The 17,748-nt window shown below is 59.2% G+C and carries 15 protein-coding genes; 6 read left to right on the top strand and 9 right to left on the bottom strand.

The window, feature by feature from the left end:
* The first annotated feature begins 100 nt into the window (after nt 1–100).
* The 4 genes from KAK07_RS07195 (at nt 101) to KAK07_RS07205 (ending at nt 5,080) form a co-directional block, all read left to right on the top strand.
* Entirely contained in the window at nt 101–1,270 is a 1,170-nt protein-coding gene (locus tag KAK07_RS07195; RefSeq protein ID WP_210859854.1) for a nucleotide sugar dehydrogenase, read from the top strand.
* Between the two features lie 171 nt (nt 1,271–1,441).
* Complete coding sequence (locus KAK07_RS25585; protein ID WP_256441052.1) at nt 1,442–1,567, top strand: hypothetical protein; 126 nt, start codon at nt 1,442–1,444, stop codon at nt 1,565–1,567.
* Between the two features lie 280 nt (nt 1,568–1,847).
* Complete coding sequence (locus KAK07_RS07200; RefSeq protein ID WP_210859859.1) at nt 1,848–4,106, top strand: GumC family protein; 2,259 nt, start codon at nt 1,848–1,850, stop codon at nt 4,104–4,106.
* A gap of 23 nt (nt 4,107–4,129) precedes the next feature.
* A complete protein-coding gene (locus KAK07_RS07205) occupies nt 4,130–5,080 on the top strand; it encodes a GDP-L-fucose synthase family protein (protein WP_210859860.1) in 951 nt (316 codons plus the stop codon).
* Nucleotides 5,081–5,735: 655 nt separating this feature from the next.
* Here the strand turns inward: KAK07_RS07205 and KAK07_RS07210 are convergent.
* From KAK07_RS07210 to KAK07_RS07250, 9 genes are read right to left on the bottom strand one after another with little or no spacing between them, the layout of a single operon-like run.
* Nucleotides 5,736–6,311: a WcaF family extracellular polysaccharide biosynthesis acetyltransferase gene (locus KAK07_RS07210; RefSeq protein WP_210859861.1), complete on the bottom strand. Its 576-nt coding sequence runs from the start codon at nt 6,309–6,311 to the stop codon at nt 5,736–5,738.
* 9 nt (nt 6,312–6,320) lie between these two features.
* Complete coding sequence (locus KAK07_RS25895; protein ID WP_210859862.1) at nt 6,321–7,091, bottom strand: glycosyltransferase; 771 nt, start codon at nt 7,089–7,091, stop codon at nt 6,321–6,323.
* Entirely contained in the window at nt 7,066–8,259 is a 1,194-nt protein-coding gene (locus KAK07_RS07220; RefSeq protein ID WP_210859863.1) for an O-antigen ligase family protein, read from the bottom strand. Before KAK07_RS07220 ends, KAK07_RS25895 begins: the two co-directional genes overlap by 26 nt.
* On the bottom strand, nt 8,259–8,765 hold the full coding sequence (locus tag KAK07_RS25900; protein ID WP_375141217.1) for a hypothetical protein: 507 nt from the start codon (nt 8,763–8,765) through the stop codon (nt 8,259–8,261). Before KAK07_RS25900 ends, KAK07_RS07220 begins: the two co-directional genes overlap by 1 nt.
* Before the next feature lie 2 nt (nt 8,766–8,767).
* Nucleotides 8,768–9,994 (bottom strand): glycosyltransferase, encoded by a 1,227-nt coding sequence (locus KAK07_RS07230; RefSeq protein WP_210859867.1) that lies wholly within the window; start codon nt 9,992–9,994, stop codon nt 8,768–8,770.
* The gene (locus KAK07_RS07235; RefSeq protein WP_210859869.1) at nt 9,991–11,223 is read right to left on the bottom strand and encodes an MATE family efflux transporter; all 1,233 of its coding nucleotides are present in this window, start codon (nt 11,221–11,223) and stop codon (nt 9,991–9,993) included. Before KAK07_RS07235 ends, KAK07_RS07230 begins: the two co-directional genes overlap by 4 nt.
* Nucleotides 11,220–12,104: a glycosyltransferase family 2 protein gene (locus KAK07_RS07240; protein WP_210859871.1), complete on the bottom strand. Its 885-nt coding sequence runs from the start codon at nt 12,102–12,104 to the stop codon at nt 11,220–11,222. Before KAK07_RS07240 ends, KAK07_RS07235 begins: the two co-directional genes overlap by 4 nt.
* A 54-nt stretch (nt 12,105–12,158) precedes the next feature.
* The gene (gene gmd, locus KAK07_RS07245) at nt 12,159–13,304 is read right to left on the bottom strand and encodes a GDP-mannose 4,6-dehydratase (protein ID WP_210859872.1); all 1,146 of its coding nucleotides are present in this window, start codon (nt 13,302–13,304) and stop codon (nt 12,159–12,161) included.
* Nucleotides 13,305–13,351: 47 nt separating this feature from the next.
* Nucleotides 13,352–14,614, bottom strand: a complete 1,263-nt coding sequence (locus KAK07_RS07250) for a glycosyltransferase WbuB (RefSeq protein ID WP_210859873.1) — start codon at nt 14,612–14,614, stop codon at nt 13,352–13,354.
* A 679-nt stretch (nt 14,615–15,293) separates the two neighbouring features.
* Between KAK07_RS07250 and KAK07_RS07255 the strand changes: the two genes are divergently transcribed.
* Together KAK07_RS07255 and KAK07_RS07260 are read left to right on the top strand one after the other, a co-directional pair.
* Nucleotides 15,294–15,545, top strand: coding sequence for a hypothetical protein (locus tag KAK07_RS07255; RefSeq protein WP_210859874.1), 252 nt, complete (start codon nt 15,294–15,296; stop codon nt 15,543–15,545).
* A gap of 128 nt (nt 15,546–15,673) precedes the next feature.
* The gene (locus tag KAK07_RS07260; RefSeq protein ID WP_210859875.1) at nt 15,674–17,746 is read left to right on the top strand and encodes an O-antigen ligase family protein; all 2,073 of its coding nucleotides are present in this window, start codon (nt 15,674–15,676) and stop codon (nt 17,744–17,746) included.
* Nucleotides 17,747–17,748: the final 2 nt, after the last annotated feature.

The raw sequence follows: 17,748 nt of genomic DNA on the forward strand, positions 1-17,748 counted from the left end.
GGCCCTCATCACTTTGTGTGATCGACAATCCGCAGCCATTGCAGTAACGCGCTGCCCCATTGGCCGAACCGGATCGACCGGCCCAACCCCCACACTGCGCATGACCCACATCGCCATCGCCGGCACCGGCTACGTCGGCCTGTCCAACGCCATCCTGCTGGCCCAGCACAACACCGTGGTGGCGCTGGACATCGACCCCGCCAAGGTGGCCCTGCTCAACCAGCGCCGCAGCCCAATTGCCGATGCCGAGATCGAGCACTACCTGGCCCACCAGCCGCTGGACCTGCAGTTCACGCTGGACAAGCAGCAGGCCTACGCCAACGCCGATTACGTGGTGATTGCCACCCCCACCGACTACGACCCCGACACCAACTACTTCAACACCCGCAGCGTGGAGGCCGTGGTCAAGGACGTGATGGCCATCAACCCGAACGCGGTGATGGTGATCAAAAGCACCGTGCCCGTGGGCTACACCGCCAAGCTGGCGCAGGAGCTGGGCACGCCCAACCTGATCTTCTCGCCCGAGTTCCTGCGCGAGGGCAAGGCCCTGTACGACAACCTGCACCCCTCACGCATCGTGGTGGGCGAGCGCAGCGACCGCGCCCAGCGCTTTGCCGGCCTGCTGCAGCAAGGCGCCATCAAGGCGGACATCCCCGTGCTGCTGACCCACAGCACCGAGGCCGAGGCCATCAAGCTCTTCGCCAACACCTACCTGGCCATGCGCGTGGCCTACTTCAACGAGCTGGACACCTACGCCGCCAGCCACGGCCTGGACACCCGCCAGATCATCGACGGCGTGTGCCTGGACCCGCGCATTGGCAGCCACTACAACAACCCCAGCTTCGGCTACGGCGGCTACTGCCTGCCAAAGGACACCAAGCAGCTGCTGGCCAACTACCGCGATGTGCCGCAGAACCTGATCCACGCCATCGTCGAGTCCAACACCACCCGCAAGGACTTCGTGGCCTTTGACATCCTGGCGCGCCAGCCCAAGGTGGTGGGCATCTACCGCCTGATCATGAAGGCTGGTTCTGACAACTTCCGCGCCAGCAGCATCCAGGGCATCATGAAGCGGCTGAAGGCCAAGGGCGTGGAAGTCATCGTCTACGAGCCCGCACTGGCCGACAACAGCTTCTTCAATTCCCACGTGGAACGCGACCTGGCCGCCTTCAAGGCCCAGGCCGACCTGATCGTGGCCAACCGCAGCGTGCCTGAGCTGGACGACGTGCAGGCCAAGGTCTACACCCGTGACCTGTTCGGCGGCGACTGACGCCGCCAGCCGCCTGGGTGCACGCTGATGTGCACTACATCACACGCGTGCGCCGACCCGTGCGGCGGCCTCATCCTTTCGTGCGATGCGGGCGTGGCCTGACAATTGCTGACGTCTGTCAGCGGTGCACAGGTTCGTCCCTGCACCGCGCAGCACAGAGGGAAGCACAACATGAGAAACGTCAAACTGGCCCTGGTGGCCGTTCTGGCACTGGGCCTGTTGAGCCTGGTGCGTGTTCAGGCCGAACCGGCCGCACCCCTTCAGGGCGCTGCCCCCGCCGTGAGGTCGGCCACCTGAGCTCCCGCAATCCCTGACTGTCATGCCACGGCGGGTGGCGCGCATGCGATGATTCAGGGTTTACGAGCGTGATGTGCACTTCCGTGGTGCGTAGTCGTTGCGCCGTCCGTGGCCCGGCATCGTGCTGCGGCCTGCTCCTCAGCACCCATTGGGCTGATGGGCGCAGGCGCGGCGTGGTGCTGGCCTGGTTGACCCGTTCAGCCCTGGCCCTGCGCGCCGTGCCGCAGGTTCTGGGCGCCGCTGCCTGAAGTACCAGGGTGGCGGAGCCGAAGTTGCCCCCATGACCCTGCCCAGCCTTCCGCCCACCCCTGCCCGCACCGCCGTGGCCGACCCGGCCGCCTTCCAGCCCATCAGTTTCCAGCTCAGCGACGAGCACAAGCTGGAACTGCTGGAGCACTGGCGCAGCATCAAGAAGCGCAAGTGGCCCATCTTGGGTCTGGCCGCAGCGGCTGCCGTTGTGGCCGCAGCGGTGTCGCTGGCCATGACGCCCATCTACCAGGCGACGGCCATGGTGCAGATCGAGGCCAGCCCCGGCAAGCTGGTGTCCATCCAGGACATCTACAGCGCCAGTGCCCAGGTCAAAGAGCACTACCAGACCCAGGTGGAAATTCTCAAGTCGCGCGAGGTGGCCGAGCGCACCGTGCGCGCCCTGAAACTGTGGGACCACCCCGAATACGACCCGCGCCACCATGGCAACGGCGTGCTGGACAGCATCAAGGACGCCCTGGGCATGGGTACGGACGCTGGCAAGGACGAAGCCGCCCTGGCCGCCACGGCCACCAAGCGGCTGATGGACAACGTCAGTATCGAGCCGGTCCGCCTGAGTCAACTGGTCAAGGTGAACGTGGAGAGCGCTGACCCGGCGCTGGCCGCGCGCCTGGCCAACGCCCTGGCAGAGAACTACATCCTCAATGACCGCGAGGCTCGTTTCAAGGTCAGCCAGCAGGCCAGCGGCTTTCTGCAAGACCGGTTGGGTGATCTGCGCGCCGCGCTGAGCAAGAGCGAACAGGCCCTGCAGGACTACCGCCAAAGCAAGGGCATCGTCAGCCTGGACGGCTCGGCCCAGACCCTGGCGGGCCAGCAGGTGGGCGGCACCAACGCCCAGTTGGTGGAGGCCCGCGCCCGCCGGCTGCAGCTGGAATCGGCCTACCAACAGGTGCAGGCCTCCCCCAAGGGTGATTTCTCCGGCGTGCCCTGGGTGGCACGTGAAGCCGGCGTGGCCCTGGCCCAAGGCAGGGTGAATGAAGTGCTGCAACGCCAGGCCCAGCTGTCTGAAACCCAGGGCGCCAAGAGCCCCCTGCTGCTGCAGGTGCAGGCCGAGCTGGAATCAGCCAAGGCCACGCTGCGCAGCCAGCAGGCCGCGGCTGTAGACGCCCTTACCCGCGAATACCAGGCCGCCCGCGCCACAGAGCAAAGCCTGGAGCGCGCCCTGGGCGCCGCCCGCAGTGGCGTGGCCGAGGTCAACAAAGAGGAATTCCAGCTGGCCGTGCTGGAGCGCGAGGTGCAATCCAACCGCGAGCTCTACAACATGTTTGTCAGCCGAGCCAAGGAAACCGACATCGCCGGTGAAGTGCAAGCCGCCATCGCCCGGGTGGTGGACACGGCGGTAGCCCCCACCAAGCCCGTGCGGCCCAAGAAGCTGCAACTGGTGGCCGTGGCCCTGGTGTTGTCGCTGCTGCTGGCATCGCTGGTGTCGGTATTGCTGGACAAGCTGGACAACACGCTGAAGGGTGGCGATGACGCCGAACTGCGCCTGCGCCTGCCCATGCTCACCGTGCTGCCCAGCCTGCAGGCGCACGACCACACAGCCATGGCGCAGCTGTTCATCCATGAGCCCAACTCGGCGCATGCCGAGGCCATCCGCACCGCCCGCACCGGCGTGCTGCTCAGCAACATCGACCAGCCCCACAAGAGCCTGCTGGTGACCAGCACCATCCCGGGTGAGGGCAAGACCACTGTCTCCATCAACCTGGCGCTGGCCCACGCCCAAACGCGCCGCACCCTGCTGATTGACGCCGACATGCGCCGCCCCCAGGTGGCACGCCGCCTGGACCTGGCGCCGGGCCTGAAGGGCCTGTCCAACCTGGTGGCTGGCGACGCCACCTTGCAGGAATGCCTGCACACCGTGGCCGACACCACCCTGCTGGTCATGCCCGTGGGCGACCTGCCGCCCAACCCGCTGGAGCTGCTGCTGTCTGAGCGCTTCAAGGCCGTGCTGGCCCAACTGACCGAGCAGTTCGAGATTGTGGTGATCGACTCACCACCGGTGGAGCTGGTGTCTGAAGCGCTGGTGCTGGCCCCGCTGGCGACCAGCACCATCCTGGTGGCCAAGGCCATGAGCACGCCCACACCCATGGTGCGCAAGAGCATCACCCGCCTGCAACGCGCCGGCGCCAAGATGCTGGGCGTGGTGCTCAACCAGCTGGACATGAGCAAGGCCGGCAGCTACCACAGCCAGTACCACGCCGACTATGGCTACAACTACGCCGGTGCCGGCTATGCCGCCAAGGATGGTGCGGTGGATTCGGACCGGTCCTGAGTTCTCATTTTTCTTGCCACGCAATGACTGCTACGTTCACAACTGAAAAGGCCGCCCCCATTCTGGTGGCCGGCGCCCGCGGTATGGTGGGCAGCGCCCTGGTGCGCCGCCTGCAAGCGGGCGGTTACACCCACATCCTGGCGCCGGCACGTGCGGAGCTGGACCTGATGGACACGGCCGCCGTGCATGCCTACCTGGCTCAGCACCAGCCCGCGTACATCTTCATCGCCGCGGCCAAGGTGGGCGGCATCCATGCCAACAACACCTACCGCGCCGAGTTCCTTTACAACAACCTGCTCATCCAGAACAACCTGATCCACGGCGCGCACCTGGCCGGCGTGCAGCGGCTGATGTTCCTGGGCAGCAGCTGCATCTACCCCAAGCTGGCACCCCAGCCGCTGAAGGAAGACTACCTGTTGACCGGGCCGCTGGAGCCCACCAACGAGCCCTACGCGATCGCCAAGATCGCCGGCATCAAGATGTGCGAGGCCTACAACGCCCAGTACGGCCGCCAGTACATCAGCGTGATGCCCACCAACCTTTACGGCCCCAACGACAACTACGACCTAGCCAACAGCCATGTATTGCCCGCGCTCATCCGCAAGGCGCACGAGGCGAAGCTGCGAGGCGACAAGCAGTTAATGGTATGGGGTAGTGGCAAGCCAATGCGAGAGTTTCTGTATGTTGACGATTTGGCCGATGCGTGCGTCCATCTGATGGAGATTGGTTACGATGGCCCCCTTGTTAACATTGGTACTGGCACCGACATCACTATTCGTGAACTCGCGCAGATCGTGATGGAAGTCGTGGGTTTCAATGGCGCAATTGTATTCGACGCCAGCAAACCCGATGGCACACCGCGCAAGCTTATGGACGTTAGCCGGCTCGCAGCGCTCAATTGGAAGGCGCACACTACCCTAAAGGAGGGTATCGGTCGAGCCTATGCATCCGCCGCCTTTGGTGATCAGAAATAGATCGCTCCAATGATATGTAGAGGGCCAAAATCCTTATACATGTATAGGCGCCATAAGAGCCAAAGAAAGAATTTCGGGCTATTGGGCTTCTATGCAATTGGATGGGCCAATCTAACGTCGGCACTGTCGTGCTGAACAGGCAGCGCACTAGTCGTCCAAACGTGCCGTATGTACGTCGCGAACGAGGGATCAACTCGGGGGGCGTTACGTACTCCCTATTGATGAAAGCGAGTCGGATCGATTGCTGAAGGCACTTTTCCCAAGGATCTCCGCTGCCCACAGTAATCTCGACAATTCCACCGCCTTACGGTCGGGGCAACTTAAGTGTAATCGGAAACAATCGCCTAGCAATTGTTGATTTTGCGCATCAGCGCAGTCGCACAAAGAATCGGCTAGACCATGGCTCTACGAGAATCAACAGGCCGAGTACGCCTTCATGCGCGAACATGCCTTGCGACCACGCACTTCCTAGAGTAACAACTTCATCAAATGGGACAGTGCCCACAGATGAACGCAACCCGAACGCATCGCTGGAGCGAAGAAAACAGATAACTATAGAGACTGAACGGGTAGGGCCATAGACTCCTGCGCACCTAGCTAAACCAGTAAATCTGGATTGACCGAGTATTAGCTAAGTTAGAGCCATTTAGAGGGCTCAGTCGCTATCTGCAACTGCTGCAGTACGTTCCTTAACGAAACGGCAGGGGTTGCCAGCGTAAACCCCAGCCCGGAGAACGGATTTGGTGACTACGCTCCCGGCCCCAATCACGGCGCCTGAACAAATATTCACGCCAGGACAAACGAAAACTCTAGCCCCAATCCATACTCCCGATTCAATAGCTATCGGCCTGATCCTTATGGGGAAGTTGGTCTTAGTGTAATCGTGATCCGCCGCGCAAATATAACTGCCCTGAGAAACAATGGTATTCGAGCGAATCGTAATCTCACCTAGTGTATAGAGCGTAACGTTATCGCCGATCCATACATCATCCTCGATAATCAACTTCCAAGGGTAGGTTACCGTCACATTTGGGCGGATCACGACGCGTTTTCCGACCCTCGCTCCAAAAAGCCTAAGCAAGACGACCCGAAATCCGTACATGAACTGCGGAGAAGTCTTGAATAGCAGTGCTTCACAGAGCCACCACAGCTGTACGCCGAACGCGCTCCTTCCCCTAAATCCTTCAGGCATTCGAAAGGCCTCAAGCGAGAACCAACTGCGCTCATTCATCCAATATGCTCACTTTCGACTACTCAAAATGAAACTGAGATATGTTGCAGATGCAGTGCAAATCCGTAAGAAGAAGGAAGCGGCCCGAAGAGGCGCAGACTGTCGGAGAATTTTTGCTTGCACGGTCCAAGCCTCTCGACACAAATCCAAGATTTTGGTGGTTGAGGCGCCTCCAAGCTCGAAAACCGAAATTACTCTGTTGACTGTGCGTTCCTTGGCACCAGCCTTGTGCAATAGGCAGGCAACTGCGTAATCGCCGCAAATTCTGAAGTCTCTAGGGATTCCAATGTTCAGCAAGGCAGAACGCCTATATACAGTGGCCTGTTGGTTGCCTGGCACGCTGTGCCAAATGGACAGACGCGGACTCCGAGGTGCTCGTACTCGTCTGTATGATTGCCCGCTGCGAAACTCGGCAGCGAAATAGCAAACATCAGAATCCCCCAACTCTCTCACGGCATCAGATAATGAACCGTCATCGAGAAATGTGTCGCCAGAGTTCATGAAAATTACGAACTCCGTTCGACTTCTGAGCAATCCTTTGGCCATAGCATCGTATATCCCCTCGTCCTTCTCGGCGATTGCTGAATAAACGCGCTGCTCTTCCCTTAGCAACGGCACATCGATGCTGTCAGGGTCGCCATCGACCACGATCCAATCTAAGCGTTCATCCTGCGAAAGAACAGAGGCATGCGTTCTGCGTAATCCCTCTCGATCTTTGTAGGTAATGGTGATAACAGAGATCCTCGGGATATCGCTATTGAGAAGCGGTTCGAGCGACATAAATTATATAGGTGGTTAATAGAGCAAACTCAGGCAGCATAATGCCGCCATTGAAAAAACTCCCTAGAAGCACGACCAATAAGCATAACGCAAGCTTTGCTTGACCCCGATACCACAGTCCAAAGAACTTATAAATCAGGAGAAAGACTGCAATTAGGCCAATCCAGCCGAAGTAAAAGATAAGCAAGTACAGGCCGTTATCAATCGATTCGCCGTAGCCGTTACCGTGAGGAATCAAATACTTGGGAACAATTTCTCTCACTCGGCCAAGTGCATATCCGAAAGGGTACTCGATAAGCGTGTCGCTAAGAACAGGGAGCAGGCCAACAACTCTGTAGTAAGTTGAGGAACCGACCTCATCCACCTGAGCAGTTCTACTGGCAACATAATCAGCATAAAAGAACCAAACCAAGAAAATGAAAGGTCCTGCCGCCAGAAGTGCCGCCGTGACCGCGCGAGCATTAATGGTTCTTTGTGAACGCTGTTGGGTGGCAGTGTAAAACAGAAGGATCACGCCAAATGCGATCAGGCCTGTTAGCGACTGAATAAAGAGTATCGAGATGACTCCAAGTGCTATGGAGACGCCGCGGTGACGGTCCTGAAGCAAACATATCGCTGTTAGATTGGTGATCACATATGCACAAAATGACGGTTCAAGATAGAACCCTGGCGGACGAAGGCGATCGTCGGTGGCCAGAGTTTCGAGTTCGATCTCGCCGAAGTACTGATGCGAACCAAAAAAATTGAAAAAAGTACGATCCCCATTTTGAGACGTTATGGCTTGCAGCGCGACGCAAATTGTTATCGCTAGCAACGCTGCAAGCGCCGGCGTTGCTATGTCTGCCTTTACAGAAGCAGGGGCCAAACTAGCCGCCAAAATGCTCATCGCGGCAGTGCACCAAAGTGCATAAGTTCGGAGGAACTGAATCCCATCTGCGCCATCATAACCAATTTGAAGAGCGCCCAACATTGGAAGCGCCAGCACTAATGTTATGAGACTGATCGCCCGAAGGTCTGAAAGTAAGCCGGAAAGACGGTAAGTGCCGGAGAGAAAAAAAACAAGAGCGAATGGAGCTAAAGTAAGCGGAAAATTTAATGGCCGAACCAGGACGAAATGCAAAAAGACAATAGACGCGAAAATTGCGAGATGCTGAACGAATAATGGCATTATGGGCTTTCTTCGCGAGCAATGAAGGTGGCTGCCCTGCCCCGCACGACAGAATTCGAAGGAACGCTCTTGGTGACGATGGCCCCGGCGCCAATCAGTACGTTGTCGCCAATCTCAATATCACCGATTATAAGAGCTCCTGCACCAATATCGACATTGCTCCCTATGCGCGGTGATGGGCCCTGAGTTCCATCGGCCAGCGTCTTACACCCTATGGTTACGCTGTGCTTTATTCGGCAGTTATTCCCAATTCTGCAATGCTTATTGATGACGATCCCGAAGCCGTGGTCAATCTGAAGATTATTCCCAATCTGAGTTGCGGCCGGAATCTCGTACGACCAAACTAGTTCGCAAAATATCCGATAAATTATTAGAACAGGAACCGCCCATACTGCGTGAAGCGGTGCCTTCTTCCTGCACCTCGAGGCGACGTTAGCAACTCGATACAGCGAGACCATTATCGCCCCGCGGGGGCGATCGGCGAAATCTTGAAGAAGCGGCCACATATTTAACCCAACAAGCGACTATAGAGGTCTTGGTAGGCGCTCACCATTGCTTTCGATGAAAAAGCGTTGCGTGCTGTCGAAGCAAGACTCTGTCTGTCACTGTAGGCTGTAATTTCTCGCGTCCAGGTGCTATTCTGAATGCATCGAACAAAGGCTTCTTCGGAGAGACTTGCCGCTCCAACGTAGTTCAACACTTCGCCAGCTGCAGGGCTGTCTGTCGCAAGTACGGGCAGCCCACAGCAAAGAGCCTCACAGATCGTTAAGGGGAAATTGTCGACCTTTGAGGTAAAGAGTAATGCATCGGCCTTGGTGTACTCATCGACGAGGCGCGAACGATCGTGAAGTTCACCTAGATTCAGTACGTTTGGCCCCGTGAATGGTGAGTTCTTTCCAATGGTGGTTAACTTGACGCCCGAAAATCTAATAACTCTCTCTATCAGCGCGTGGTTTGTCTTCCCTGCATAAGCTAGGTCATGAGCAACAACAAGCAAATGTATCGGAGTAGTGGTGTCGTCGCGAATACACCCGCTAGCGGCTAAGTCGGAAATCGGCTTGAGCCTCTCCTCTATCGACGAAGAGATGGAATTGGGAATGCGCGCGCACTTACAATTTGGAAAGACACTGCGGAAATCATTTAGTAAGTGCTCCGAAGGCGAAACGTATGTGCACTGCGATGAAATATTAGTGAGCTCGGATTGGCGAGTTGCACGCTCTCTTCGTGAGAAGTCAAGAATTGAGGGTGGATAGTTCTCGCCCGATTTGCATCTACCACAGCCATCCTTCCAAGAATCGCAGCCATCCAAAAACGCACACCTACCTGTAACCGCCCAATGATCATGTAAGGTCCAGACAATGGGTTTCCCCAATCGTTCCAATGCGGTTAGAAACTGACGGTATTGAAGAAAATAGCTGTGGATGACGTGTAGATGAACGAGATCAGAATGCTCGGCCAATGATTTCAGGCGCGAAAGGCTGGGAGTATTAGGAAATGAAGGGTCGCTGCCTATCAGTCTATTCTGGGCGAAGAGGAACGCCGTAGAAAACCGGTCACCGACCATAACCACGTTCCGAAAAGCACCCTCAGATACATGGCGCTTGACACCTTTCGAATAGCCGTATGCGAAAGTGCTATTGAATCGGTCTCGGTCAAGACCTTGATGTAGCGCTAGCGCTACCTGCGCCGCGCCTCCTTCAGTCAGTCGAACATTGACCTGGAGAATCTTCTTCATTTGGCAGTTAAGGTTGCTGCAGGCAAGTGTAGGAATAGCATGGCGACAACAAGGGTTTCCCAGATTGCCATTGCTAGGACAGCGTAATGAAGACCGAGGACATCCATAAGGGGCACTGAGAGAAGACCAACTGCTGCCGTGCAGCACCAAATTGCCAACGTAAGCCGTCGCCCGCGAACTACATCGGGGGACAATATACTCATGGCATAAGCCAGAATTATTGCAGGGACCGCTCCGATAGATCCAAGTCGCCAACACCAAATAGCAGTGTCTGACAGTGGGTAGTTTGCGAGCTCAAGTATCTGCTGTGTAGCGAGAAACGATGGTAGAAGGACGGTGCTAGCCACTATGCTCAAGATGATGAAGACGAATCTTCTCTTTACCCTATAAACTGATGCCAGCCTTGCTGACTCCTCCACAGAAAAATGATAGGCGGCAAAGGCGGCGAGGACGGGGTTTATTATTTGCCAAACGACTGTTCTGATCTTGTCTATCAGCGAGTATAGTGCGATTAGTGCTTTATCATCATGGCCGGCTAAAAGCGACGGTATGACCACGGTTATTGGCACTGAAGCTGCTCGCCTAGACAGCTGCGCAAGCCCCATGCGCCAAAGATCGATAAGACCGTTGCGGGTTGATCCTGAACTGCGGCAGATGGCGTCGTTGCTGAAACAGTACCGTCGATACAAGAAAAGAGAGGAGCAGAGTGAGATTGCGGCGTTAGATAGGAAATATATCCAAGCATCAGATTCAACCCTAACAAACAGCAAAACTGTGAAAAGGTGTATGCCTCTACTTGCGATGCCTAGCAGGCCGTATGTTAGCTGCCCGCCCCTGTGAATGATCAAATATGCAGGTGGTAGGAATGCGGCTAGAACCGCGAGCTGCGATAGGCCGTAGAGATGGAATCTTTCACTCGATACTGCTGTAAGCCATACAAAGCCAAGGAGGCTTGCAACCACCCACATTAGAAAATGCAGAAGCAACAATCTGCGGGGTAGTGCGCAATCGCCGTCTGACTTCCGCGCCTCAGCAAGAATTTTTGGGCCAACAGTTGAAAGTCCGCAATCTACTACGATTAAGGTCGTGAAAGAAATTATCTGAATTAGCGCGAGATCGCCGTATTCATTAGGGCCAAGTGTCTTTAGTAGATGTGGAATCATCAGGATCGGCACTAGCGCGGATGCCGCGTTATATGCCCAATGTACGAATACACCGCTCTTGTTCATTGGAGTGCGGTTCTTCGTCTCTTGAGGGACCGGTAGAAATCTGAGGCGGCGAAAAATAGTTTTGCGGAGAACGCTCTCGTAAGCAAGCGGATATCCATAAGCCCCACGAGCGAATGGAGCGAACTCAATGATGCATGTCGAAGTCGAATCCGATAAGCTTCGCGAGCTTGAAGTGTGGCTCTGCGTATACCAATTGATTCCGCCTCTCGAACATACTCAACCAAGATATCAGGTATATTCCTTACTGACTCTGGATTGGCTAAATGGAGGCGATATAGCATATCATAGTCAACTGACGCTCTTATATTTGGATTGTACGAAATATTGAAACTGGTGAAGAGCGCTAGTCGAAATGTCGCGGTCGGGTGGGCGAATGGGTAGCCCCTGCGAAAAGCAATGTGAATATCCCTGGCGGTTATTGGTGCGGCAAACTCGGTTTGAACCTTGCCATCAAGGCCAATTATTCGCATGCTTCCGCCAAGTACAGCCACTTGCGGATTGATCCTTAGAAATTCCAGTTGACGGTCAAGTCGATCGGGGGTTGGTAAGTCCCCCGCGTCGACAAGCGCGGCAAAGTCGAACTTTAGTGCCGAAGCTTCGCTTATCAACCGATTCAGGCCGACCGAGATTCCCTTATTGACGTCGTGTCTAAATACATGGCAGATCTCACTGAATTCCGTTCCTGCCAAGTCTATAGGTTCTTTACTGCCGTCGTCGACGATCAGTATCTTATTGGGCTTGGTCCTGGAGTTCGCAATAGCGCCTAGCGTCCTCAGCAAGCCAGCCTTGTTGTTGTATACGGGAATGATGTAGCAAACTTTGGATTCGTGTTGCGTATTACCTGAGGCTGCCATTTTTCTAACTTCGGGAATACTTTCCATGGTTGCTATCTTTGGTCAGGCCGGAAAGGTCAATTCTCGATCATGGTTGATTGCTCATTCATGATGGTCATATGCTTGAAATCCGGCTAGTTTGACGAGGCTATCTTTGCGAGCTGTAAGATAATCGGCTTCAACCATCTCCTTGACTAGTTCAGCCAAACTTGTGCGGGGAGACCAGCCAAGCTTTTCTTTGGCTTTTTTCGGGTCGCCAAGCAGTGTCTCAACTTCGGTGGGGCGGTAATACCGCGGGTCGACCTTAACGATCACGTCGCCGGGTTTGCATTTGGCTTTGATCTCACCGCCCACCGGCTGTACAGCTTGCACAATGCCTACTTCCATTTCCGCCTCGCCTTCGAAAGCGAGCGTGATGCCAAGTTCTTTCGCCGCAAAGTCGACAAACTGCCTCACGCTGTACTGCACACCAGTGGCAATCACGAAGTCCTCTGCTTGCTGCTGTTGAAGCATCAGCCACTGCATCTCGATGTAGTCGCGCGCGTGGCCCCAGTCCCGTAGAGCGCTCAGGTTGCCCAGATACAGGCAATCTTGAAGACCTAGTGCAATTCGGCTGATAGCGCGAGTGATCTTGCGGGTGACGAATGTTTCGCCTCGCAGCGGGCTTTCGTGGTTGAAGAGAATGCCGTTGCAGGCGTAGATGCCGTAGGCCTCTCGGTAGTTGACGGTGATCCAGTAGGCGTACATCTTCGCCACCGCGTAGGGGCTGCGCGGGTAGAAGGGTGTGGTTTCCTTTTGGGGGATCTCCTGCACCAGACCGTAGAGCTCACTGGTGCTGGCCTGGTAGAAGCGGGTCTTCTTGGTCAGGCCCAGGATGCGAATGGCCTCCAGGATGCGCAGCGCGCCAATGCCGTCGGCGTTCGCGGTGTACTCGGGCTCTTCGAACGAGACCGCCACATGGCTCTGCGCTGCCAGGTTGTAGATCTCGTCGGGTTGCACCTTCTGGATGATCCGCACCAGGCTGGTGGAGTCGGTCAGATCGCCGTAGTGCAGGATGAACTTGCGGCCGTCCACATGCGGGTCCTGGTACAGGTGGTCGATGCGGTCGGTGTTGAACAGGCTGCTGCGGCGCTTGATGCCGTGCACTTCATAGCCCTTCTTCAGCAGGAACTCTGCAAGGTAGGCGCCGTCTTGGCCAGTCACGCCGGTGATCAGGGCAATCTTCTTGGAGGGGGTTTCAGTGGTCATGGGTTCTCGTTCAGAAAACTATTGGGATGAGTGATGGCTATGGAGGGCTATGCGCTTTCGGCGGTCAGCTGATCCGGAAGCGGGGCGCCGGCAATGCTGGCCCTGCACTGGGCGACAAACTGGTTCAGGACTTCCTGTGTGCCAAGGCGAGCCACGGCGTAGGCCCGTGCGGCCTGGCCCAGAAGTGCGCGCTCGGTTGGCTGGTGGGCTAGACGGACAATGCCCGTGGCCAGGTCTTCTGCGCTTCCCGGTTCACACAGAACGCCACAGCGAGCCACCACGTAGGCCACTTCGGAATCCGGGCGCGCAGTCGTCACCACGGGCCGTCCGCTGGACAGCATGGCGGTCAACTTGGAAGGCATCACGAGGTCGGCCACTTCGGGGTCTTGTGGCAGCAGGTGAATGTCCGCCATGCCCAGCAGTTCGGGCACGCGTTCCTTGGGTTGCAGCGGCAACATGCGAACGTTGGGCAACCCTGCGCAGGCGGACTCAAGCGCGGGCTTGGTGACCCCGTCACCACAGATCACGACCACCACGTTCGGTGCGTCGGTTTGCAGCAGGCGGGCGGCCTCGGGCAGCAGGTGCAGGCCCTGCTTGGCGCCCAAGGTGCCGCTGAACAAGGCCACCACCTGATCGTCGCTGATGCCCAGTTTCTTCCGGTAGGGGCTGGTACCTTGCCAAGGCGTCACGGCATCCACATCCACCCAGTTGGGGAAGAAGGCAATGCGCTCCTTGGCCACGCCTTTCTCGGCGGCGCGTTGCAGCATGCGTTGCGAGATGGTGGACACCACGTCAAAGCGCCGCATCAACCAGCGCTCGATGCCGGTGACCAGGCGGCGCACCCAGCGGCCCTTCAGCAGGCCCATGTCGAACGCCACATCCACCTCGTAGTCCTGGATATGCAGCCACGCCCGCGCGCCGCTCAGCCGCGCTGCCAGCCAGGCGACGGGGGTGCAGGCAAATGCGGGGGCGCACACCCACACCACATCAGGCCGCCAGGTGGCCTGCCACAGCACCACGGGCGCAGAAGAGATGGCAAAGCTCAGCAGGTGCAGCACGCGCTTCAGCCCGCCGGGCTGCGGTGGCACCCACAGCGGGCAGCGCCACACCCGGGCGCCGGCCACCTGTTCGGCGCGGTAGGCCGTGGCGCTGTAGCCCGCACCCACGTGCCAGGCCGGGTAGTAGGGCGGCGCCGTCACCACCCGCACCTCATGGCCCTGGGCAGCCAGCCACGCGGCCATCTCGCCGGTGTACTTGCCAATGCCTGTGGGTTCCGGCGCGAAATTGATGCCGTAAAGAAGAATCTTCAAAAGCTCACACTCCCTGGGTGGGGCTCAAGCAGAACCCGTGCCGATGCGCCGGGTGCCCGCCTCCTGAGGAGGCATGACCTCTAGTCCGTCTCGGCCGGGGCATCGAAAATCCCCACGCCAAAACCCGTCAATCTTACCGACCTTTGCTGTGACAAAGCCGTGTCGGCAGCGGGGCTCCTCCTTTGTGCTGAGGGGCGCATCACGCGGCTGCCCCTGGGCGCTCACCGGCGCCAAGCCTGGCCCACTGCCGCGCACAGTCGGGCGCCTGGCTGCGTCGTTCGGGGGCGAGGGTGGCCGCGCAATGGCAGTGACTCGTCAATTCTGTGGATCACCGGCAGGGCGCCAGGGGGCGATGATTCGGCGGCTGGCGTGGGGCTGCCCTGCCCCTACAGGTGACCCATGCCTCGGGTGCCGCCCCGCACCAATGCCGCTCGGCAGCGGGTCACCAGGCCAGGGCGGCGTGCGCGGATGGCGCGGCAATCCGTGAACCATGTCGCACTGCAGCAACCTGTGGGGCGCAAACTAGGGGTGGTGGGTGATGGCTGGTTCACTAACATGCGCTCACATGTTGAGCCGGCGTCGGACTGTGTCTGGCGCGAATATCGCATAAGCCTGTCAGGTGTAGGTCTGCTACACTCCGGCTAAAGTGTGTTTTCAAAGCTGAGGGAGTCTTCTCATCATGAACGTCAAGCAACTGTTGGTGGGTCTGTCCGCCGTGGCCATGCTGGCCTTTGGTTCGGGCGCGCATGCGGCCGTGGTCGTGAAGCAGACCGGTGCCACTCAGGCGTCGCAGTCGGCCGATGCCGGCACCACCGCCAAGATCCCGCGCACGCCTGAAGAGCGTTGCGCCAAGCGCCCGGCCGACAAGCAGACCAAGTGCCTGTGCAAGCGCGGCGTGACCCTGCCGGATTGCCCGCCCAGCAACAGCTGAACCGTCTGGTCTGAAGGGTGAGCGGGGCTGCTGTAGCCGCGCGCCACGCCAGAAGCCAGCGCAAGAACCATTCGCCGCAGCGTGCTGTGGCGAGTGGTTTTTTGTTTTGGGGCCTGGTGGCGCTGCTGATGACCTTGCCGGTGCTGCTGGGCGGCAACCGGGCATGGGCCGTGGGCCTGGCCGTGCTGGCGGCCTGGGGGCTGCTGTGTCTGGGTGCGTGGCAGCTGTGGCGCACACCAGGAACGGGCGCTGCCCTGCGCGATTCAGGTGCGCCGCGGGCCGTGTTGCCCCTGGCTGCGCTGGCCGGCCTGGCGCTGTTGGTGGCCGCCCAGGTGTTGACCGCCGGGCTGGGTCTGGACAGTGCGGTGGCCACGGCCGACCCATTCAAGACCCACGATTACCTGCTGCGAACACTGCTGTACGGTGCCGCCTTTGCCTTGGTGCTGCTGGCGGTACGCTCAGACCAGGCTGTCATCCGTCTGCTGGTGGCCTTTGTGACGGCTGGCTTGCTGCAGGCCTTTCTGGGTGCGGCCCTGCTGTCGACGGGCAAAGAGTTCTGGCTGTTGCACACGCCCTTCGACCATTACGGCCGGGCCAGCGGCACTTTTCCCAATGCGGATCACCTGGCCGGCTTTATGGAGCTATGCCTGTCCGCCGGACTTGGCCTGATGGTGTCGCAGTTTGGTGGGGATTCCGGCCCCCAGCAAGACGGCTGGCGCGGCCGAGCGCTGGATGCCCTGCGCTTTGCGCTGTCACCCAAGATGCTGTTGCGCATGTTGCTGGTGGTGCTGGTGATTGCGCTGGTGCTCACCCGCTCGCGCATGGGCAACGCGGCCTTCTTCATCAGTCTGCTGGCGGTGGGCGCGCTGGTGGCGTGGCGCTCGGCCAAGCTGCGCCGCCCGGCCTTGTGGCTGGTGGCCAGCATGGTGGTGATCGACATCTTCGTCATCGGCCAGCTGGTGGGGCTGGAAAAGGTAGTCACCCGCCTGCAGGGCACCGACATCATCACGCCCGGCAGCGCTGCCGCCTCGGGCGTGGTCGCTGCCCCCGAGCTGTCTGACAAGCAGCGCTACCGTGAAGAGTCGCTGCAGCAGCGGCTGACGCCGGCCATCGCCTCCCTGGAACTGGTGTGGCAGCGGCCTTGGCTGGGGTGGGGCGGCGGCAGCTTCGAGTCGGTGTTTCCGTCGGTGCGTTCGGCGCAGGTCATCCCCTACCAGTTCGACTACGCCCACAGCGACTATGCGCAGCAGGCCGTCGAGGTGGGCCTGCTGGGCCTGGCCCTGTGGCTGCTGGTGGGCGTGCTCGCACTGTGGCGCGCGCTGCGCCTGCTGGCCGATGACCAGCCGCGGCTGCACCGGGGCGTGGCGGTCAGCACCCTGATGGCGCTGGGCTGCCTGGGTCTGCACAGCGTGGTGGACTTCAACCTGCAGATTCCTGCCAATGCGCTGGCCATGACGGTGCTGCTGGCGCTGCCGTTCACGCTGCCCCTGAAGGCCTCGCGCCGCAGGTCCGGCCGTGGCCAGACGGCTGATGCTGACGCCAGCAGTGGCGCGCCCGCTCAGCAGGGCCGCACCCTGGGCCAGCATCTGGGACTGGCGCTGCCCTTGCTGGTGGCGCTGTGGCTGGTGCCGCAGGCAGCGCGCACGCTGTGGGCCGACTGGCTGGCAGCGCCCTCGTGGGGCCTGCTGTCGCGCCCCACTGAAATGCAGGGCAAGTACCGCGTGGTGCCCACCGCCGACATTGACGCGGCCATTGCGCGCCTGCAGCGGGCCCAGGAACTGACGCCGGATTCGCCCGAGATCCAGCACCGCCTGGGCCACTTCCTGCTGCTGCGCGCGGGCCGCCTGCCGCAGGACGATCCGCAGCAGCAGGCCCTGCTCCAGCAGGCCCAGGCGCACTTCGCCTTGGCCACACAGGCCCGGCCGCACGACCCCCGGCCCTGGCTGGGCGAGGCCAACGTGCGCTATTTCCAGGGCGATGTGGCCGGCGCCTGGGCGCTGTGGAACAAGGCGCGTGAACGCGGCCCGCAGGAGCGCGCCGTGCTGCACCTGGCCATGGACATGGCACTGCCCACATGGGAAGACGCGCCTGCCGACGTGAAGCAGTGGCTGGCCAATGCCTTCGACACCGGCAACGCTGAACTGCGCCGTGAGATGAACGAAGAGGCCGCCGACTACGGCCTGGAGTTCACCGAGGAATAGTC

The organism is Ideonella alba (assembly GCF_018069875.1).
Lineage (GTDB): Bacteria > Pseudomonadota > Gammaproteobacteria > Burkholderiales > Burkholderiaceae_C > Ideonella > Ideonella alba.